Source organism: Vescimonas sanitatis (assembly GCF_049060325.1).
GTDB classification, from domain to species: Bacteria; Bacillota; Clostridia; order Oscillospirales; family Oscillospiraceae; genus Vescimonas; species Vescimonas sanitatis.
Genome location: NZ_JBMGPW010000009.1, coordinates 19,975 through 37,987 on the forward strand (window position 1 = coordinate 19,975; position 18,013 = coordinate 37,987).

Consider the following 18,013-nt stretch of genomic DNA (forward strand, 5'->3'; position numbering starts at 1 on the left):
AAACACGAAACTCATTCCGATGCCGCCATCGCGGCCATCGGTTTGACATATATATATTTTATATAGGAGGACAATCATCATGAAAAAAATCGGTTTATTTGCAGCAGGCGTGCTGTTCGGCACGGCGGGTATCAAGCTGCTGGGCAGCAAGGACGCCAAGAAGGTCTACGCCCACACCACTGCTGCCGCACTGCGTGCCAAGGAGAGCGTGATGAAAACGGTCACGGCGGTGCGTGAGGGTGCGGAGGATGTTTACGCCGATGCGAAGGCCATCAACGAATGCCGCGCGGAGGCGGAGGCTGCCGCTGTGGTGGAGGACGCTTCTGCGGAGGAAAGCAAGGCGGAGTGAGCCATGAAGTGCAAGATCCTACACGAAACGACCGGACGACTGCGGGTACACCTGTGCTGCGGGCGGATGACATTACCCCAAGCGGATGTGCTGGAATATTATCTGCGTGCCCAGAACGGCGTGCGCTCCGTCAGGGTCTACGACCGGACGCAGGACGCGGTGGTGGTGTACGGCGGGAAACGGGAGAACGTTGTCTCCGCGCTGGCACGTTTCTCCTTCGCCAAGGCGGAGACCATGGAGCTGGTGCCGGAGCATACCTCCCGGGCGCTGAACCGGGAGTTTGAGGACAAGCTGGCAGTTGCCGTCATACGGCGGTGTATCTCCAAACTGTTCCTGCCTGCGCCCATCACCACGTCGCTGGCACTGCTCCGCTCCGTAAAGTACATCCGGGAGGGGCTTTCGGCACTGTGGCACGGCAAGCTGTCCGTCGCCGTGCTGGATGCCACCGCCGTTACGGTGTCCATGGCACGGGGCGATTTTGCCACCGCCGGCTCCGTCATGTTCATGCTGCATCTGGGCGAAATTCTGGAGGAGTGGACCCACAAAAAGTCCGTGGCCGACCTCGCCTCCGCTATGAGCCTGCGGGTGGACAGTGTCTGGCAGCAGGTAAACGGCGCCGAGGTGCTGACGAAGATCACCGATGTGAAGCCGGGCGACCGTATCGTGATCCGCACCGGCGGCATGATCCCGCTGGACGGCCGGGTGGTGGAGGGCGAGGCCATGGTGAACCAGTCCTCCCTCACCGGCGAGTCCATGCCTGTGGCCAAGCACCCCGGCAGTCCCGTCTATGCCGGGACGGTGGCGGAGGAGGGCGAGTGCGTCATCTCCGTGGAGAGATCCTCCGGCAGCGGGCGGTATGACCGGGTGGTTCACATGATCGAGGAGTCGGAGAAGCTGAAATCCACCGCCGAGGACAAGGCGTCCCGGATGGCGGACAGGCTGGTGCCCTATACGCTGGGCGGCACGGCACTGACGTATCTTCTGACCCGGAACGTGACGAAAATGCTCTCGGTGCTGATGGTGGACTTCTCCTGCGCCCTGAAGCTGGCCATCCCCATCGCGGTGCTGTCCGCCATGCGGGAGAGCAGCGGCTATCACATCTCCGTCAAGGGCGGACGCTTTTTGGAGGCGGTGGCCAAGGCGGACACCATTGTGTTCGACAAGACCGGCACGCTGACCTATGCGACGCCCACCGTGGCGGCGGTCATCCCCTTCGGCGGACACAACGAGGCGGAAATGCTGCGCCTTGCCGCCTGTCTGGAGGAGCATTACCCACATTCCATGGCAAACGCCGTGGTAGCGGAGGCAAAGCGGCACGGGCTCACCCACGAGGAGTACCATTCGCAGGTGCAGTATGTGGTGGCCCACGGCATCTCCAGTATGGTGGAGGGCAAGAAGGTCATTATCGGCAGCGCCCACTTCGTCTTTGAGGACGAGGGCTGCCGCATCCCGGAGGGAGAGCAGCCGAAATTTGACGCGCTGCCCGCCGCGTATTCCCACTTGTACCTCAGCATAGACGGGGAGCTGGCGGCGGTGATCTGCATCCACGATCCCCTGCGCCGGGAGGCGCGGGAGGCGATAAGGGCACTGCACGAGAGCGGCTTTGCCAACGTGGTGATGATGACCGGCGACAACCGCCGCACGGCGGAGGCTGTGGCTGCCGAGGTGGGCGTGGACGCCGTGTATGCCGAGGTGCTGCCGGAGGACAAGGCCGCGTTTATCCGGCAGGAAAAGGCGAAGGGCCACACCGTTATCATGGTGGGCGACGGCGTCAACGACTCCCCTGCTCTGTCGGAGGCGGACGCGGGCATCGCCATCTCCACCGGTGCGGCCATCGCCCGGGAGATCGCAGACATCACCGTTTCCTCGGAGGATCTGTTTGCGCTGGTAACACTGCGCAGGCTCGGTGAGGCACTGATGGAGCGTATCCACGGCAGCTACCGCTTCATCGTGGGCTTCAACCTGACGCTGATCGTACTGGGTGTGGCGGGGGTACTGCCGCCCACCACCTCGGCATTGCTGCACAATGGCTCCACGCTGGGCATCAGCCTGCGGAATATGACCGACCTGCTGGACGAAAACAAATTATAAGGAATCGGGGCAGGGAAACTGAAAGCTGTATCCCTGCCCCACTCCAAAGCATGGCGGTTAGAGGAGACTAACTGCGAAATGAGCCAAGGAAACGGAGCGATATTGATGCACAAGACTACCGCAGGAGTTGAGAGCGAATGTCTGAAGAAATACTGATCCGTCAAGGTGCGCCGACACTGGCGGGAATCAAGACGGGGAGCTTGTTTCCCTTCCCCTGCGAGGATCACGAGGCACTGATGACGGATATCCGGCGGCTGAATCGGCGGCTGTCGCCCAAGGGGCTTTGCCTGCTGCCGCTCTGCTTTCTGCCGGGGCAGGCACTTCTTTACCTCTATCGCCCCGCTGGACTGCGGCGGGATCTGCGGGACGCGCAGGCATCCAAGCTGCTGCGGCAGGCGGGTTATGGCGATGAGAGCTGTGCGCGCTGTGTGGCGCGGCTTGCCTGCCGCTTCCGTGAGGGCAAAGAGTTCCCCCATGAGGTGGGGCTGTTTCTCAGCTATCCGCCGGAGGACGTGAAGGGTTTCATCAACCACCGTGCGGGCGGCTTCAAATGCGCGGGGCTTTGGAAGGTCTATGGCGACGAGGAAAAAGCACGCTCGCTATTCGAGAAATACAAAAAATGCACGGAGATCTACTGCGCGCTCTGGCAAAGCGGCTTGAAGCTTGAGCAGCTTGCCGTTGCAGTTTGATCATATAAAATCATCAAAAGAAAGGAATTTACGAAAATCAAAACTGCTGTTGTTTATTGGAGCGGCACAGGCAATACGGAGGCCATGGCGCGGGCTGTTGCCGAGGGCATGACCGCCGCGGGCGCGGAGGCTGTTCTGTTCACACCCGCCGAGGTACAGCCCGGCAATCTGAACACCTACGGCGCCATCGCCTTCGGCTGCCCCGCCATGGGCAGCGAGGTGCTGGAGGAAATGGAGTTCCAGCCCATGTTCGATGCGTGCAAGCGCAGCCTCGGCGGCAAACGCGTGGCACTGTTCGGCTCCTACGGCTGGGGCGACGGCGAGTGGATGCGCACCTGGGAGAGTGACTGCGACAACGCAGGGGTGAATCTCGTTTGCGAGAGCGTGATCTGCATGGAGACGCCCGATGACGCGGCACTTGAAGCCTGCCGCGCCTTGGGCAAGGCATTGGCGGAGTGAGAAATGATGCCCGCCGCTGACGGTTGCTTCAGCGGCGGATATGCCACGTAGATGTAATTCAAAAGCAGCCAATCCTTTTCAAGACTTGCTGCTTCGTGTGCCGCTATGATGGGCGGCAGTTATTTAGCTGTAATAGATGGCGATAGAAGGATTTGCTTCTTTAAGGTATAATGTTTATAAGAATATCCCCTTTGAAGACTGAAAAAGTGCCAACTCTACGATTCATAGGCTTCAATTCTAAGTGGTGATTTGTTAAAATGTTTTCAGCAGGAGGTGAGCATGTGGATAAGAACACAACAGGCCGCTTTATTGCCGAACTCAGAAAACAAAAGGGCTTTACACAAAAGGAATTGGCCGAAAATCTTATGGTAACAGATAAAGCAATTTCACGATGGGAAACAGGAAAAGGACTTCCTGACACTTCGTTGTTAAAACCCCTTGGAGATGTTTTAGGCGTTTCCGTCACTGAATTGCTGTCTGGAAAAAAGATAGAGGAGGTAGATATGAAAGAGCGGGCTGACAATATTATTTTGGAGGCGCTGAATTATTCAAAGCGTATGCTTGCAAGTGTAATAAGTGTAACCATTTTCATTATTGGCATCGCTTTCATAATTTCACCGCTATTTTTAGCAAGTAAAAGTTATATCTGGACACTGGGTCTTATCATTGTTGCAATAGCAATTCTTTACATCTACACACGAAAGCGGGGGTATTCGATGAAAGCAACGGATAGAGTGTATTATTTGGCGGCTCTTGCGTTACAAGGTATCGCGTTAGTGTTAGAGGTACTGCCGATTGGTGTGGTCATGGTGTTCGCGACAAGTCCAACCAAACAAACTATTGAAGTGTATTCATATTTCAGTCTGCTCCCCGTAGGGTATGCGAATTTCACGCCGCTGTTGACAGGAATCCTGACAATTTTGATTATCTTGCTGGGTGCAATCGCCTTGTTCAGGTTTGATAGAGCTGCCAGCATCAGAAAAACTATTTTTGTTTGCAGCATTATCTCATTACTGTTTTCGATTGTTCCGCTATTCCTGTTCGGAACGGTTGGAATGACGGTTGCAAGTTATGCGGTTTCTTGTGCAATCCTCTTGTCGATCTGCCTGCAAGCTGTAGCCAATCGAAAGGAATAGTTCGTGCTTGGTGAACGACACAAGCGGTATTTATGACTTCTACAGGTGAGGTGCAGACAGACCGCAACAGGCCGTATATGGGCCCGCAGCGATTCTTATACCCTCCAATTAAGGAGTGATACACAAGGAGCAAATCATGAAAAAGCTAATATGCGTTATGGCTCTCGTGTGTATCGGAATGCTTCTGGTGTCGTGCGGGTCAAATCGCCTTGGTGATCCCAAGGCGCAGCTTATGCGGGATTTTGGCTTGCATATTGAAAAGAAAGACTGTGTGCTTGAGGAACTCTTCAATAACTACGAAGGGTTTCCTTATGAGGGAATAGCACTATATAAGCTGACCATTGGGGAGGACGTGCGTCAGGCGTTCCTACAATGGGAACGCTTTCCCTTCTCCGAAGAGGCTGAGTGCTTTTTGGAGAGCCTTTCCGCCTATGCGGAGCTGCCCTCAATCGCGGACGGCTACTGGAAAATGGTAGATCGAAACCCGGGGACAAGCGCATACACAAATGTTTCCCTGTGCGTATACGATGGGGCAACGGGTGCCGCATACCTCTTGACAATGGACATCTAACGATAAGCAGCAGTCCCCCGGACGTTTCATTGTCCGGGGGACTGCTGCTTATATCGTGATCGAAACGCGGCACGGAATTTCCGGTTGATGCAGCCCACGCTGCCTCAGTTCACAAACGATGCGTTACCCAGCCGGTAGTACCGGCAGCCGTCCTCCTCGTACCATTCAAACGTACCCACCACGGTGATCTCCGCCCCCAGCTCCGGATACTCATCGGGATAGACGGGCTCTCCGGCGAGGGCAAACTCCAGCCCTTGTGCGCAGCAGGCGGTGGCATCGGCGATCATGCAGGCGAAGAACATTTTGCCCGGGATAAAAGCACCGTTTTCGTCGGTGGCCTGGTATATGGTGAACTGCCCCTGCATTTTGACGGTTTTTCCGATGTAGTTATCCGGAAAGGATATGATGCTGTTGACCTCAGAATAGACCATGATGCCGCTGAGCACAGTCAGGTCTACGTCGACCGCGGCGGTGCCTTCCGCATCCCCCGCAGCGGGCTTCTGTGCGGTATTCTCATGGCCGCAGGCAGCGAGAGTGCAGAGCAGCAGGGCTGCCAACAGAAAGCAAAATAGTTTTTTCATCTGCGAACACCTCCCAATACCGTGCCTGCCAGCCACGACAGACCGAAAGCGCCGATCTGAACGGCGACGATGGTGGAGCCTACCGGCGTACCGGCGAGAATGGACGCCAGAATACCGAGCAGCGCACAGAAAACCGAAAGGACTGCCGCGCAGACGGTCACGCTGCGAAAGCTCTTGAACATCCGCATGGCGGACAGTGCCGGGAAGATCACCAGTGCGGAGATCAGCAGGGAACCCACAAGGTTCATCGCCAGCACAATGATGACCGCAACGACGACGGCGATCAGCAGGTTGTAAAGCCCCGCCCTCGTGCCGGCCGCCCTTGCAAAGCTCTCGTCAAAGGTCACGGCGAAGATCTTGTTGTAAAACAGGATGAACACCGCCACGACCAGCACCGACATCCCCACGCACAGCCATACCTCTACGGGGGACAGCGTCAGGATGGAGGTGGAGCCGAACAGCGTGCTGCACACATCGCCCGAAAGATTGGACGAGGTGGAAAAAATATTCATCAGAAGATACCCAATAGCAAGTGCTCCCACCGAGATCATGGCGATAGCGGCGTCGCCCTTGATTTTCGTGTTCTGCCCGGTGCGCAGGAGCAGCACGGCGCTGAGGATGGTAATGACCATTACAAGGGGCATTTTGTTGGTGATCTGCAGCACGGCGGCAATCGCCATTGCGCCGAACGCCACATGGGACAGACCGTCACCGATGAAGGAAAACCGTTTCAGCACCAGCGTCACGCCCAGCAGGGAGGAGCAAAGCGCGATCAGCACACCGACAATGAGGGCATAGCGGACAAAGGGATATGCCCAATAGAGAGCCAGCTTTTCCAAGATAGCGGTCATTGGCTGTCACCACCCTTCTGCGCGTCAAACAGCCGCCCTTGCGGGCTTTGGAGATAGTCCGCCCTTGTCCCAAAGAAAACGGTGTCGCCAATATGCAGAATATGGCTGGCGTATCGGACGGCGGCGGCCACATCGTGAGAAATCATGATCACGGTGATGCCGTCCTCACGGTTGAGCTTTTCGATGAGCGTATACATTTCCGCCGTCACCTTGGGGTCAAGTCCCGAAACAGGCTCATCCAGAAGCAGCATTTTTTGTGTGGCGCACAGTGCGCGGGCAAGCAGCACCCGCTGCTGCTGTCCGCCGGACAGCTCCCGATAGCACCGCCTTGTGAGCTGTGTAATCTGCATTTTCTCCATGGCGTCCACCGCAAGTTTCTTTTCTCCTTTGTTATAGAAAGGACGGCTGCCGCAGCGTCCCTGGCACCCGGAGAGAACGATCTCTCTCACGGATGCCGGGAAGTCCTTTTGTACCACTGTCTGCTGCGGCAGATAGCCGATCTCGTTTTTCCTCAGCCCATCGCCCGTCAAAATTCTGCCGCTGATGGGGGCCTGCAAGCCGAGGATCGTTTTCATAAGGGTACTTTTGCCGGAGCCGTTTTCCCCTACGATGCAGAGATAGTCGCCTGCCAGGAGCTCAAAGGTGAGGTCTTGGAGAACGGGTCGTCCATCGTAGCCGGCACAGAGATTTTGACAAGTGAGCTGAGCCATAAACCTACCTCCTTACCCCAACGCTTCCTTCAGCACGGAGAGATTCTTCTCCATAACGGAAAGGTAGGTGGTGCCGTTTGCCACGTCCTTGGAGGTGGTGGACTGCATGGAATCCATGGTCAGCACCTTCTGATTCTTCCCAGCGGTGTTCTGAACGATGGTTTCCGCGATCCTGTGCTGTGCGCCCTCGATGGTCAGCACGCAGGGAAGTCCCAGCTCATCCACCTTCTTAGCAAGGAACGAAACGGTTTCAAAGCTGGCCTCGGTCTCGGCGGAGCAGCCCGCAAAGGCGGCGTAGTAGCGCAGACCGTAATCGTCCACCAGATAACGGAACGGGAAACGGTCGCCAAACAAAACGGTCTTATGGGTCGCACCGTCCACGGCCGCCTTATAGTCTGCGTCAAGGGCGGCCAGCTTGTCCCTATACGCCGCGGCGTTGGCTATATAGGTATTCTTGTTGTCCGGGTCGATGGCACACAGTGCATCCGCGATCGTCACGCAGAGTGCTTGGGCGTTCTTCAGGGACAGCCAGACGTGCTCGTCCATTTCCTCCCCATGGTCATGCCCCATCAGCTCGTCAAGGATGTCCTCTACGGAAAGCGCATCCTTCACAAAAAACGGATTGGTCTTGGCGTTCATCAAGGCATCGAAGCCGTCGTTGCCGAAGTAGATATGGAAATGCTCCGCCTGGCCCGGCTCGTGGCCGTGGTCGTTGAACTGCACATATTTGGGCGCATCGGCACTGGTGGTTTCGAACTGATAGCGGACGCTGCGGATCTTACCCTCGTCATTCAGCTTCGGCTGATAACCGGCATAGGTGTATTCAGCGGAAACGGTTTTTCCGTCTCCATAAGTGAAGGTGATCGTGTTCCCGTTGATAGAGATCTTCTCGGCGTCGCATTGCCACGAGGTTTTGTACTTCTCCAAGTAGGTATCCTTTGTGGTCGAGCTGTCCTCGTCCTCCTCCGCCCTGTGTTGGCAGAATTTGTCCAGGTCGCCGTTCAGCAGATAGGGGTGCAGGGACTTCCACGCACCGGCGAAATCCGAGAGGGTGCGATCCTCGATGTCATTCTCCGTGAGCTGTTCATCGTGGCTGTGACCGTGACCGTGGTCGTCCTCCTGCATACCCTCAACGGTCTCCTCCGTTTTCACGGAATCACCCAGTACCTCCAGCAGATTGATGACCTTCATATTCTTGTTGGCGGCGTTTTTCAGAGCATTTTCCACCCAGCCGTCGGACTCGCCGCCCACATAGACGAAGAGGTCGCAATCGGAGATCTTGACAATATCATCGGCGGTGGGCTGATAGCTGTGCAGGTCAACGCCGTTATCCAGCAGCATGGTGACCTCGGCGTTATCCGCCTTGTCGCCAAGGATCGCCCTGACCCAATCGTATTCGGGGAAGATGGTCGTGACGACCTTCAATTTGCCGGCTTTTCCGGTATCCTTCGGCTTTCCGCAGCCGGCAAGGATGCCGGCCAGCAGCATTAGCGCAAGCAGCAGCGCAGTTATCTTTTTCATAGGCTATATGTACCTCCAGATTATGATAAGAACGTAAAAATGGGCGCAAAAATACAAGGGTAACGGCAACGCCGCGAAAGCCTATCCGAAAACGGATAGACTACACCCTTGTAAATAGTTCTTATTTAATCTGAAAGCTTGACCTTGAGCGAAACCAAAGTAAACGTGCGGACAAGCTCCGCGCAGGAGGGAATGACTCTGCACGGGGCATACCTGACCGCCGCGGCGAAAACCGCGGCAGCACCGGCAAGTCCAATGCTCTTGAGCAGATTTTCACAGATCTGCAGCTGGTGGCAGATGGCGCAGTCCTCGCCGGAGCAGTTGTGGTTGGCTTCGACCGTAATGTAGATAGCAGAGGACAGCATGACAGCCGCCAGCACGGCTGCCAGCAAGCCTGTGATCAAACGAGATTTCTTTGTCATAGCCTGTCCTCCTTCCAAATATTATTCTTCCCTGCAATCCGCGCAGGTGCCATAGAGAACCGTGTCGGCGGCGTCCAGCGTGAATTGCTCGCTCTGCGCCAGGTGCTTTGCAAACAGGGCGGCGTTGCCGCTTGCCATGTGAAAGGTCCTGCCGCATTTTACACAGCTCATGTGCAGCGCACCCTTGCAGCTCTCGGCGTCAAGGTACTGAAAGTAGACCTCCCGCGTGCCGCTCTTGCTGCTGCGCCGCACTTTTTCTTCCGCCTCTAACTGTGCAAGGTTCCGGTATACGGCGCTGAGGCTGATCTTTTCATCCGACAGCGCGTCCGCAATTTGCCGTGCGGACAGCAGCTCATCCGGGTGCCGGCTCAAATAGGCAAGCAGAGCCTTCCTCTGCCGCGTGCTGTAACTGGACAAGTCACCACGCCTCCAATTTGCAATTCATTTGCAATTCAGCATAACATGATGTCGCCCCGATGTCAATATGCAAATTCGTCGCAAATTAACCGTCAGCGCGGATAGTGTCTGCTCCGCTGAAATGGGCTGCGGCAGAGCTGAATGATCCGCGCTCTGTTTTCGGCGGCGAAAAGGCAGCGGCAAATGCCAGGTGAAAAAGCGATAGAAAAAAGCAAAAAGATTTCCCGCTTATCAAACCGAAAAAGCTCCTTCAGAGCAACAGGATTTCATTACGAACAGCAGCTGACCCTCCGTATGTACTGAAGCATACGGAGGGTCAGCTGGCTTGTGTGGCATGCTCAGTCGAGCGGGGGCTTTCTTTTCTGCTGCGTCAACATATCCGTGCCCGGCCTATCCCTCAAACAAATTCAGAAGGTATCCGTAGCCCTCGGCCTCCATCCTCGCGTAAGGCACGAAGCGGAGGGCGGCGCTGTTGATGCAGTAGCGCACACCGTTGGGAGACTCCGGATCGCCGGTGAACACATGACCCAGATGGGAGTCGCCGGCGCGGCTGCGCACCTCTGTGCGGCGCATGCCGTGGCTCAAGTCTTCCCGTTCCACCACAGCAGGACTCTCGATGGGCTTTGTAAAGGCAGGCCAGCCGCAGCCGCTTTCAAACTTATCCGTAGAGGAGAACAGCGGCTCGCCGGTGACGATGTCCACATAGATGCCCTTTTCGAACTTGTCCCAGAGCTCGCCCGTAAAGGCGCGCTCCGTGCCGCTCTCCTGCGTGACGCGGTACTGCTCCGCCGTCAGCGTGTCCCGGATGGTCTCCGCCGCGGGCTTCCGGTAGTCGCCCGGATCGATGCGAAGCATGGAGAACAGCTCCATCTCCGCCCGGGGGATGTGGCAGTAGCCGTTGGGGGTCTTTTCCAGGTAGTTCTGGTGATATTCCTCGGCGGGATAGTAATTCTTCAGCGGACCGATCTCCACAAAGAATTTCTCGCTGCGGCCCCGCTCGATGTCCGCGATGCGCTTCACTGTTTCTCTTGCGCTTTCGTTGGTGTAGTACACGCCGGTCTGGTACTGGCTGCCCCGGTCGTTGCCCTGCCGGTTCTGCACCGTGGGGTCGATCACATAGAAGTAAGCCAGCAGCAGGGCATCCAGGCTTACCTGCTCGGGGTCATACTCCACCCGAACGGTCTCCCGAAAGCCGGTGTCGCCCTTGCAGACGGTCTGGTAGGTGGCATCCGCCTCGCAGGTGCCGTTGGCGTAGCCGCTCTGGGCGTCGATGACGCCGGGGATGGATTGCATGAGCTGCTCCATGCCCCAGAAGCAGCCGCCTGCCAGATAGATGACATTTTCCGTGGTGTCCATATACATACCCTCCTCGCCGGACATATCCGAGGACTGTCCGGTTTTCTCCGCTTCCTGCGTGTCCTTTTCCCGCGGTATATGCTGCCGTTCTGCGGCACAGCCGCTGAGCAGCAGTACCGAGGCGAAAAGAAGGACCAATATGCTTCGATACATGGCGTTTCCTCCTTTCAGGGGGAGCAAGGGTCACTCCGCCCTGTCGCCGTCCTGCCTCCTGCCGCGGCCGGGCCGCAGGACGGTATACAGCAGCGACCCAAGGACGCAGCCGAAGCCGGTGGAGAGCCACGGGCTGGATGTAACGGCGCAGGTGCCGGTGGCGCAGCCCACATAGCGGTAGTACAGAAACCCTCCGGCACTGCCCACCAGGGGCAGGGCAATGACGCGCAGAATGCCCGTCAGCTTACAGTTCTTTTTCTTCATAATAGCCTCCTTGATCTTTGTCGTCGTTCTTCTGCGGCGTTTCTGCCGCAAGGACTGTTTATTTTTACTGTCTCCACGGCCGCAGCGGAAGAGGGCGGCGCTGGTGGGACAGACACGCTGCATTCTATTACCATAATAAAGCGAATGGGTTAAAATCTTTGTTAAGAACGGGGATTTAATGGGAATATATCTTATATTCGCTGAAAATAAAGCGATTATGGCAAAAGGCAGGGGCAGCAAGAAGAAAGTCTCTGCGAAAAAGAACCAAGCCTAAAAGCTGCGCGGCTGCGGAGAGCGTTCTCCCCGCAGCCGCGCAGCCGTTTTCGGGCTTTATCGCTTGTCGCTTGGCTCCTGCCCTTCAGAAAGTTCACGCCTCCTCAAAGCTGTCCTTACCCACGCCGCACAGGGGGCATTCAAAATCCTCCGGCACCTCGCTCCATGGCGTTCCCGGCGCGATGCCGCCCTCCGGGTACCCTGCGCTCTCGTCGTACTCCCAACCGCAAACGGTGCAAACGTATTTCATAATATTTCTCCTTTTGTGTTCTCCTGTGTTTTACTCCTCCACCAGCCGACCGTCCACCGTGACGGTGACCACCTGCCACGGGATGAACTTCCCGCTCTGCTGGAGTGCCTTTTTCGCCGCCAGCTCCAGCCCGCCGCAGCAGGGCACCTCCATGCGGACGACGGTGGCGCTCTTGATGTCGTTGCTGCGGATGATCTCCGTCAGCTTTTCGGCATAGTCCACGCTGTCCAGCTTGGGACAGCCCACCAGCGTGATGTGGCCCTTGATGAACCGCTCGTGGAAGGCGGCGTAGGCGTAGGCGGTGCAGTCGGCGGCGATCAGCAGCCGCGCTCCGTCAAAATACGGCGCGTTCACCGGCACCAGCTTGATCTGCACCGGCCACTGGGACAGACGGCTCGTCTGCTCAGCGCGGGGGGCTTCCGCGGCGGGCGCGGTCTCGCGCTGAATGTTCCGGGACTGGCTGCCGGGGCAGCCGCAGGGTAGCGTCATGCCCTGCTCCCGCATTTTCCGCTGCTTGTTCTCCATGACGGCTTTTTCATCGTAGGCGGCGGCCTCCCGCTCCACAAAGGTGATGGCCCCGGTGGGACAGGTGGGCAGGCAGTCTCCCAGCCCGTCGCAGTAGTCGTCCCGCATCAGCTGCGCCTTGCCGTCCACCATGGCGATGGCACCCTCGTGGCAGGCCTCGGCGCAGGCGCCGCAGCCGTTGCACTTGTCCCTGTCGATCTCAATGATTCTCCGTACCATATTTTTGTCCTCCTTGCGGTTCTTCTTGACTTTGTGGCTTCATTTTACTATCATAATTTATGAAAGTCTGTTGGCACGCCAACGAAAAGGAGAAAAATATGCGGATCAATTTGGGGAACACCCCGCTTTTTCGCGGCATGACACCGCCGGACATCGAGGAAATACTATGCTGCCTGCGCGCCGCAGAGCGCACCTATAAAAAGGGCGCGGTCATCCTGCCGGAGGGGACGCCTACGGAGCAGCTGGGTGTGGTGCTGTCCGGCCGTGTCATCATCGAGATGGGGGATGTGTGGGGCAACAACAGCGTCCTCAGCAGCGTGGGCGCGGGCGGCATCTTTGCGGAGGCGTATGCCTGCGCGCCGGGTGAGCCGCTGATGGTCAACGTCACCGCCGCCGAGGACACGGAGGTGCTGCTATTGCACATCGGGCAGGTGCTGGAGCCCTGCGCCAAGGTGTGTCCCCGCCATTTCCGGCTGCTGCGGAACCTGCTGACCCTCTCCGCCGGGAAGAATTTGCAGCTCTCACGCCGGGTGCTGCACACCTCGCCCAAGTCCATCCGCAAGCGGCTGCTGTCCTATTTCTCGGAGTGCATCAAGCGCACCGGCAGCTATGAATTCGACATACCCTACAACCGCCAGCAGCTGGCGGACTACCTGAACGTGGAGCGCAGCGCGCTGAGCAATGAGCTGTCCCTCATGCAGCGGGACGGGCTGATCCGGTATGAGAAAAACCACTTTGCCGTGACGGAACAACTGGGGCAGCGGTGAAGAAAAACAGGGAAGCGTGCGGCGTGGTAGGATGGTTCGCTTTTGTCGGCGTGTGCGCTATAAGTGTGCTGCGAACCGGCTTTTTGAGATTTGTTGACCTTTCAACGAAAAAATTTGACTTAATTAGGCAAATAATAGTATTCTACTATGATGGCCGTTTTGCTATCCCTGCCAAACTCATGTTCTGGGGAAACATTCTATTTCCGGCCATTACATTACTTTGGTCTGGATTCTGGCTGATTAGAAAGAGAAAAACCGGCGTTTCTACCCTACTTCCGGGACTGCTGGTATGCACAGTTCTGAACACGGTTATGGCCGCCAGTGTGCCGGCTTTGACCAGTCGATATTGCGGAGTTCCTGTCCGACTTTGTTTCCCTCTACGGCGAAAAGCGGTGGGGCGTGCCCATGTACGACAGCCAAAAGTGGTCTTTCACTCCCTCCGCCATTCCAGCACCACCTATAAGCTGAAGCTGAACCACGGCGACCTGAAGGCCACTCAGGGCGATACTGGACACGCTCAGATCGACATGATCACCAGCGTGTATGCCCACATTCTGGACGAGGATCGGAAGATCAACACCCAGAAGTTTGAGAGCGCCTTCTATGCCAATCCTGATCTGCGTTCGGTTCGTCCCCCGGAAGAACCAAAGGAATCGGCTCCCGCCACATTGGATTTGGAGGCCCTGGTGGAACAGCTTCGCAAGTCGCCGGAACTGGCCAACACACTGGCTGCATTGCTGGTGTCGGCCCCATCCGAAAAATAGGGCGGGAAAATCGTATTAGCAAATCGGCGTTTTTTATTAGCAAGGCCGGAAAAATAGTTCGAAGCCAATTAGCAGGCATACAGCGGAAAATGTATAAAATCGTTCCGGCGGAGCGGCAAGAATGCTCCGAAGAAACGATAACAAAAAACCGCTGTAAACCATCGAAAAACGGCTTACAGCGGTCATTTTTGGCACCCCCGGCTGGGTTCGAACCAGTGGCCTGTCGCTTAGGAGGCGACCGCTCTATCCAACTGAGCTACGGGGGCTTATACAACAAATATTCAATTTTACAGGGCTCCAGGATTCGAACGATTCGATTTTTAGGAGGCGGTCGCTCTATCCAACTGAGCTACGGAGGCGTGTGCAACTGGTATTGTACCGTAGGCGGCGGCATTTGTCAACGGCGGCGCGGCGAAAAAGTTGACGAAAGGGCTTGCAATCGGTCCTTTGCAGGCATATAATACAAAGGTTAGTGAATTTACCCGAGAGAAAGGGGTTTTTACCTTTGCAGAACGAAAAACTGAGAAACGTGGCCATTATCGCCCACGTCGACCACGGCAAGACCACGCTGGTGGACCAGATGCTCAAGCAGGGCGGCGTGTACCGCGAGAACCAGGAGACGGTGGAGCGCGTCATGGACTCCAACGACCTGGAGCGTGAGCGCGGCATCACCATTCTGGCCAAGAACACCGCCATCCAGTACGGCGACACCAAGATCAACATCGTGGATACCCCGGGCCACGCCGACTTCGGCGGCGAGGTGGAGCGTATCCTGAAGATGGTCAACGGCGTCATCCTGCTGGTGGACGCCGCCGAGGGCCCTATGCCCCAGACCCGTTTCGTGCTCAGCCGCGCGCTGGAGCTTGGCCATCGTGTTATTGTGGTTATCAACAAGATCGACCGTCCCGACCAGCGTATCCACGAGGTCATCGACGAGGTGCTGGAGCTGTTGCTGGACCTGGACGCCACCGACGAGCAGTTGGACAGCCCTATGCTGTTCTGCTCCGCCCGCAACGGTACCGCCAGCTATTCCCCCGACGTGGTGGGCACGGACCTGAAGCCGCTGTTCGATACCATTCTGGACTACATCCCCGCGCCGGAGGCCGACCTGGACCAGCCCTTCCAGATGCTGGTCAGCTCCATCGACTATAACGAGTTCGTGGGCCGTATCGCCATCGGCCGTATCGAGCGCGGCGTGCTGAAGCAGAACCAGGAGATCGCCGTGTGCAACTACCACGACCCCGACGCCCCGGCCAAGAAGGCCAAGGCTGTCAGTATGTACGAGTTCGCCGGTCTGGGCAAGGTGCCCATCACCGAAGCGACGGCGGGCAACATCATCGCCCTCAGCGGCATCGGCGATATCACCATCGGCGATACCATCTGCGCACCCGACTGCGTGGAGCCGCTGCCCTTTGTGAAGATCAGCGCCCCCACGGTGGAGATGACCTTCTCCGTCAACGACAGTCCCTTCGCCGGGCGGGAGGGCAAGTTCGTCACCAGCCGCCAGCTGCGTGACCGCCTGTTCCGCGAGACGCTGAAGGACGTGTCCCTCCGCGTCAGCGAGATCGAGGGCGTTATGGACGCCTTCAACGTGGCGGGCCGCGGCGAGATGAGCCTGTCCATCCTCATTGAGACCATGCGCCGCGAGGGCTACGAGTTCCAGGTGTCGCCCCCCCGTGTACTGTACCAGACCATCGACGGCAAAAAGTGCGAGCCTATCGAGCGCCTGGTGGTGGACGTGCCCGCCGAGAGTGTGGGCGCGGTCATCGAGAAGCTGGGCGCCCGCAAGGCGGATATGCAGGAAATGACCCCCATCGGAAGCCGCATGAAGGTAGAGTTTCTGGTGCCCAGCCGCGGTCTGTTCGGCTACCGCAACGAGTTCCTGACGGATACCCGGGGCGAGGGCATTATGGCCAGCGTGTTTGACAGCTACGCCCCCTATAAGGGTGAGCTGACCCGCCGCAATACCGGCTCTCTGGTGGCCAGCGAGACCGGTGAGTCCATCACCTACGGTCTGTTCAACGCGCAGGAGCGCGGCGTGCTGTTCATCGGCCCCAACGTGGGCGTGTACGAGGGCATGGTAGTGGGCATCAGCCCCAAGCAGGAGGACATCGTGGTCAACGTCTGCAAGAAGAAGCAGCTGACCAACACCCGTGCCGCCGGCAGCGATGACGCCCTGCGTCTGGTGCCGCCCCGGAAGATGAGCCTGGAGCAGTGCCTGGAATTCCTGGCGGATGACGAGCTGCTGGAGGTCACCCCCAAGAACCTCCGCATCCGCAAGACCATCCTGAACCACGAGCGGCGCATGAAGGCGCAGCACGGGAAGAAAAACTAAATTATGTAAACCAAAAGACCGGCGAAAGCCGGTCTTTTGGTTTATGTGGGGAGGATGTAATGTCTGGCTGCGGCGATTGTAAGCAGTGCTGTATGACCCGGTGCGGAAATTCTGGTACGGTAAGGTCGTGGACACAAAAACAAGTTTACATAATATAAACATTATGTGCCCAACCATGAGTCTGGCGGCCACCATTATTTTCAGCATGATCTTAGGCGGTGCGCCGGTGTGGCAGCTGCCCGCCATCTGGGCGGGGACGCTTATCAAGAACTTCCCCATGGCGTTTTTCTGGAATATGTTTGCCGCCGCACCCTTTACCAACTGGGCCTGCGGAAAGCTGTTCGAATAAAAGAGCGCTCCCCCGCCGGGGGAGCGCTCTTGCTTACATTACCGGCACGAACTCCACGTTCAGGTCCACGATCTCGTTGACGCCGTCCAGCCGTGCGCCGTGGTCATACTGCCACACATCGAAGCGGTAGTAGAAGTCCGGATAGTCGCCGGGATCAGCGATCCACAGGGCGATGTTCCCCATAGAGGGCAGATCATAGCGGTAGTAGCCCTGCTGGCGGTTCATGTACACCCCGGCCTCATAGCCGCCCTGTTCGATCAAGGCGCAGAAAGTCCGGGCCTGGGAGGTCAGCAGGAATTCGTTGTTGTGCAGTGTGCGGGAGTCCTCCTGCTGTACCGGCTCCCAGTCGTAGTACACCGGCAGGTCCAGGTCGCGGCCATCCAGCAGCTGCAGGGCGTACAGGGCCTCCTGGGCGGCCTCCTGCACGGTGGCGGCCTGGGAGAAGAAATACACGCCCACGTCGATGCCGGCGGCCCTGGCCCCGCTGTAATAGCTGTCGAAGGACCGGTCCGGGTACAGGGAGCCCTTCTCGCCGTAGCCCCGCAGACCCAGGCGCAGATAGGCAAAGTCGACGCCCTGCCGCTTCAGCGCCGCCCAGTCGATGGTGCCCTGGTGGTTAGACACGTCCACGCCCCAGCGGGTGGCGTATTCCGCGCCCAGATAGCGGACGCGGACGCCGTCGCTGCCGTCGTCGTTGGTGTCCCGGCGGAAGTCCTCCTGCGCCAGGCCGCTGGCGGGGATACCCTCATGGGGCGTCATCCACACCATGTTAAATCCGTCGTTGATATATACTTGCCCCGCGTGGGGATCGGCCTCCGGCTCCTGCCGGGCGCTGCCGCCCCGCAGGGACAGAACGACCGCCGTCAGCAGTCCGCCAACCACCAGCACCGCCGCGACCAGCAGCAGCACCGGCAGCAGACGCCGCCGCGGCCGGCGGCGGGGCGGGGAAATTCGATCCATA

General features: G+C 57.8%; 21 protein-coding genes and 1 tRNA gene. 10 read left to right on the forward strand and 12 right to left on the reverse strand.

Annotated features, from left to right (window positions below; all coding sequences use genetic code 11):
* Positions 1-79 precede the first annotated feature (79 nt).
* From ACOMDU_RS11155 to ACOMDU_RS11180, 6 genes are all read left to right on the forward strand, one after another.
* The gene (locus ACOMDU_RS11155) at positions 80-349 is read left to right on the forward strand and encodes a DUF6110 family protein (RefSeq protein ID WP_421130386.1); all 270 of its coding nucleotides are present in this window, start codon (positions 80-82) and stop codon (positions 347-349) included.
* A 3-nt stretch (positions 350-352) separates the two neighbouring features.
* A complete protein-coding gene (locus ACOMDU_RS11160) occupies positions 353-2,440 on the forward strand; it encodes a heavy metal translocating P-type ATPase (protein WP_421130387.1) in 2,088 nt (695 codons plus the stop codon).
* 137 nt (positions 2,441-2,577) lie between these two features.
* Positions 2,578-3,129 (forward strand): DUF3793 family protein, encoded by a 552-nt coding sequence (locus ACOMDU_RS11165; RefSeq protein ID WP_421130388.1) that lies wholly within the window; start codon positions 2,578-2,580, stop codon positions 3,127-3,129.
* Between the two features lie 36 nt (positions 3,130-3,165).
* A complete protein-coding gene (locus ACOMDU_RS11170) occupies positions 3,166-3,588 on the forward strand; it encodes a flavodoxin (protein WP_421130482.1) in 423 nt (140 codons plus the stop codon).
* A 281-nt stretch (positions 3,589-3,869) separates the two neighbouring features.
* Positions 3,870-4,724, forward strand: a complete 855-nt coding sequence (locus tag ACOMDU_RS11175; protein ID WP_421130389.1) for a helix-turn-helix domain-containing protein — start codon at positions 3,870-3,872, stop codon at positions 4,722-4,724.
* Positions 4,725-4,860: 136 nt separating this feature from the next.
* Complete coding sequence (locus ACOMDU_RS11180) at positions 4,861-5,295, forward strand: hypothetical protein (RefSeq protein WP_421130390.1); 435 nt, start codon at positions 4,861-4,863, stop codon at positions 5,293-5,295.
* Between the two features lie 104 nt (positions 5,296-5,399).
* Here the strand turns inward: ACOMDU_RS11180 and ACOMDU_RS11185 are convergent, their stop codons facing one another.
* The 10 genes from ACOMDU_RS11185 to ACOMDU_RS11230 all read right to left on the reverse strand — a co-directional run bounded on the left by ACOMDU_RS11185 (position 5,400) and on the right by ACOMDU_RS11230 (position 12,837).
* A complete protein-coding gene (locus tag ACOMDU_RS11185; RefSeq protein ID WP_421130391.1) occupies positions 5,400-5,876 on the reverse strand; it encodes a hypothetical protein in 477 nt (158 codons plus the stop codon).
* On the reverse strand, positions 5,873-6,727 hold the full coding sequence (locus ACOMDU_RS11190; protein WP_421130392.1) for a metal ABC transporter permease: 855 nt from the start codon (positions 6,725-6,727) through the stop codon (positions 5,873-5,875). Before ACOMDU_RS11190 ends, ACOMDU_RS11185 begins: the two co-directional genes overlap by 4 nt.
* The gene (locus ACOMDU_RS11195) at positions 6,724-7,437 is read right to left on the reverse strand and encodes a metal ABC transporter ATP-binding protein (RefSeq protein ID WP_421130394.1); all 714 of its coding nucleotides are present in this window, start codon (positions 7,435-7,437) and stop codon (positions 6,724-6,726) included. Before ACOMDU_RS11195 ends, ACOMDU_RS11190 begins: the two co-directional genes overlap by 4 nt.
* 12 nt (positions 7,438-7,449) lie before the next feature.
* Complete coding sequence (locus ACOMDU_RS11200) at positions 7,450-8,958, reverse strand: metal ABC transporter solute-binding protein, Zn/Mn family (RefSeq protein ID WP_421130396.1); 1,509 nt, start codon at positions 8,956-8,958, stop codon at positions 7,450-7,452.
* Positions 8,959-9,083: 125 nt separating this feature from the next.
* Complete coding sequence (locus tag ACOMDU_RS11205) at positions 9,084-9,380, reverse strand: hypothetical protein (protein WP_421130397.1); 297 nt, start codon at positions 9,378-9,380, stop codon at positions 9,084-9,086.
* A gap of 21 nt (positions 9,381-9,401) precedes the next feature.
* Positions 9,402-9,797, reverse strand: coding sequence for a Fur family transcriptional regulator (locus ACOMDU_RS11210; RefSeq protein ID WP_421130398.1), 396 nt, complete (start codon positions 9,795-9,797; stop codon positions 9,402-9,404).
* Positions 9,798-10,187: 390 nt separating this feature from the next.
* Positions 10,188-11,306 (reverse strand): peptide-methionine (R)-S-oxide reductase MsrB, encoded by a 1,119-nt coding sequence (msrB, locus tag ACOMDU_RS11215; RefSeq protein WP_421130399.1) that lies wholly within the window; start codon positions 11,304-11,306, stop codon positions 10,188-10,190.
* 30 nt (positions 11,307-11,336) lie between these two features.
* Positions 11,337-11,570, reverse strand: coding sequence for a hypothetical protein (locus tag ACOMDU_RS11220; RefSeq protein ID WP_421130400.1), 234 nt, complete (start codon positions 11,568-11,570; stop codon positions 11,337-11,339).
* Between the two features lie 367 nt (positions 11,571-11,937).
* Complete coding sequence (locus ACOMDU_RS11225) at positions 11,938-12,093, reverse strand: rubredoxin (RefSeq protein WP_212818966.1); 156 nt, start codon at positions 12,091-12,093, stop codon at positions 11,938-11,940.
* A gap of 30 nt (positions 12,094-12,123) precedes the next feature.
* Positions 12,124-12,837: an ATP-binding protein gene (locus tag ACOMDU_RS11230; RefSeq protein WP_421130401.1), complete on the reverse strand. Its 714-nt coding sequence runs from the start codon at positions 12,835-12,837 to the stop codon at positions 12,124-12,126.
* Positions 12,838-12,935: 98 nt separating this feature from the next.
* Here ACOMDU_RS11230 and ACOMDU_RS11235 point away from each other — a divergent pair, with 98 nt between their 5' ends.
* Positions 12,936-13,604 carry a Crp/Fnr family transcriptional regulator gene (locus ACOMDU_RS11235; RefSeq protein WP_421130402.1) on the forward strand — a complete coding sequence of 223 codons (669 nt, stop codon included), beginning with the start codon at positions 12,936-12,938 and terminating at the stop codon, positions 13,602-13,604.
* Positions 13,605-14,026: 422 nt separating this feature from the next.
* Positions 14,027-14,368: a site-specific integrase gene (locus ACOMDU_RS11240; protein ID WP_421130403.1), complete on the forward strand. Its 342-nt coding sequence runs from the start codon at positions 14,027-14,029 to the stop codon at positions 14,366-14,368.
* Positions 14,369-14,557: 189 nt separating this feature from the next.
* On the opposite strand, the gene ACOMDU_RS11245 is transcribed toward ACOMDU_RS11240, so the two are convergent.
* Positions 14,558-14,634: transfer RNA gene (locus tag ACOMDU_RS11245), tRNA-Arg, on the reverse strand.
* Between the two features lie 239 nt (positions 14,635-14,873).
* Between ACOMDU_RS11245 and typA the strand changes: the two genes are divergently transcribed.
* Positions 14,874-16,703: a translational GTPase TypA gene (typA, locus tag ACOMDU_RS11250; RefSeq protein WP_421130404.1), complete on the forward strand. Its 1,830-nt coding sequence runs from the start codon at positions 14,874-14,876 to the stop codon at positions 16,701-16,703.
* A gap of 175 nt (positions 16,704-16,878) precedes the next feature.
* Positions 16,879-17,052 (forward strand): hypothetical protein, encoded by a 174-nt coding sequence (locus ACOMDU_RS11255; protein ID WP_421130405.1) that lies wholly within the window; start codon positions 16,879-16,881, stop codon positions 17,050-17,052.
* Positions 17,053-17,085: 33 nt separating this feature from the next.
* Here the strand turns inward: ACOMDU_RS11255 and ACOMDU_RS11260 are convergent, their stop codons facing one another.
* Positions 17,086-18,012 carry a GH25 family lysozyme gene (locus ACOMDU_RS11260; protein WP_421130406.1) on the reverse strand — a complete coding sequence of 309 codons (927 nt, stop codon included), beginning with the start codon at positions 18,010-18,012 and terminating at the stop codon, positions 17,086-17,088.
* Between the last annotated feature and the right edge of the window lies 1 nt (position 18,013).

Bases quoted from the DNA above. Each gene is read 5' to 3' on its own strand.
- ACOMDU_RS11165 (WP_421130388.1), top strand. From the start codon at position 2,578: ATGTCTGAAGAAATACTGATCCGTCAAGGTGCGCCGACACTGGCGGGA.
- ACOMDU_RS11235 (WP_421130402.1), top strand. From the start codon at position 12,936: ATGCGGATCAATTTGGGGAACACCCCGCTTTTTCGCGGCATGACACCG.
- ACOMDU_RS11220 (WP_421130400.1), bottom strand. From the start codon at position 11,570: ATGAAGAAAAAGAACTGTAAGCTGACGGGCATTCTGCGCGTCATTGCC.
- ACOMDU_RS11255 (WP_421130405.1), top strand. From the start codon at position 16,879: ATGAGTCTGGCGGCCACCATTATTTTCAGCATGATCTTAGGCGGTGCG.
- ACOMDU_RS11230 (WP_421130401.1), bottom strand. From the start codon at position 12,837: ATGGTACGGAGAATCATTGAGATCGACAGGGACAAGTGCAACGGCTGC.
- ACOMDU_RS11225 (WP_212818966.1), bottom strand. From the start codon at position 12,093: ATGAAATACGTTTGCACCGTTTGCGGTTGGGAGTACGACGAGAGCGCA.
- ACOMDU_RS11185 (WP_421130391.1), bottom strand. From the start codon at position 5,876: ATGAAAAAACTATTTTGCTTTCTGTTGGCAGCCCTGCTGCTCTGCACT.
- ACOMDU_RS11180 (WP_421130390.1), top strand. From the start codon at position 4,861: ATGAAAAAGCTAATATGCGTTATGGCTCTCGTGTGTATCGGAATGCTT.
- ACOMDU_RS11190 (WP_421130392.1), bottom strand. From the start codon at position 6,727: ATGACCGCTATCTTGGAAAAGCTGGCTCTCTATTGGGCATATCCCTTT.
- msrB (WP_421130399.1), bottom strand. From the start codon at position 11,306: ATGTATCGAAGCATATTGGTCCTTCTTTTCGCCTCGGTACTGCTGCTC.
- ACOMDU_RS11200 (WP_421130396.1), bottom strand. From the start codon at position 8,958: ATGAAAAAGATAACTGCGCTGCTGCTTGCGCTAATGCTGCTGGCCGGC.
- ACOMDU_RS11155 (WP_421130386.1), top strand. From the start codon at position 80: ATGAAAAAAATCGGTTTATTTGCAGCAGGCGTGCTGTTCGGCACGGCG.
- ACOMDU_RS11160 (WP_421130387.1), top strand. From the start codon at position 353: ATGAAGTGCAAGATCCTACACGAAACGACCGGACGACTGCGGGTACAC.
- ACOMDU_RS11205 (WP_421130397.1), bottom strand. From the start codon at position 9,380: ATGACAAAGAAATCTCGTTTGATCACAGGCTTGCTGGCAGCCGTGCTG.
- ACOMDU_RS11195 (WP_421130394.1), bottom strand. From the start codon at position 7,437: ATGGCTCAGCTCACTTGTCAAAATCTCTGTGCCGGCTACGATGGACGA.
- ACOMDU_RS11260 (WP_421130406.1), bottom strand. From the start codon at position 18,012: ATGGATCGAATTTCCCCGCCCCGCCGCCGGCCGCGGCGGCGTCTGCTG.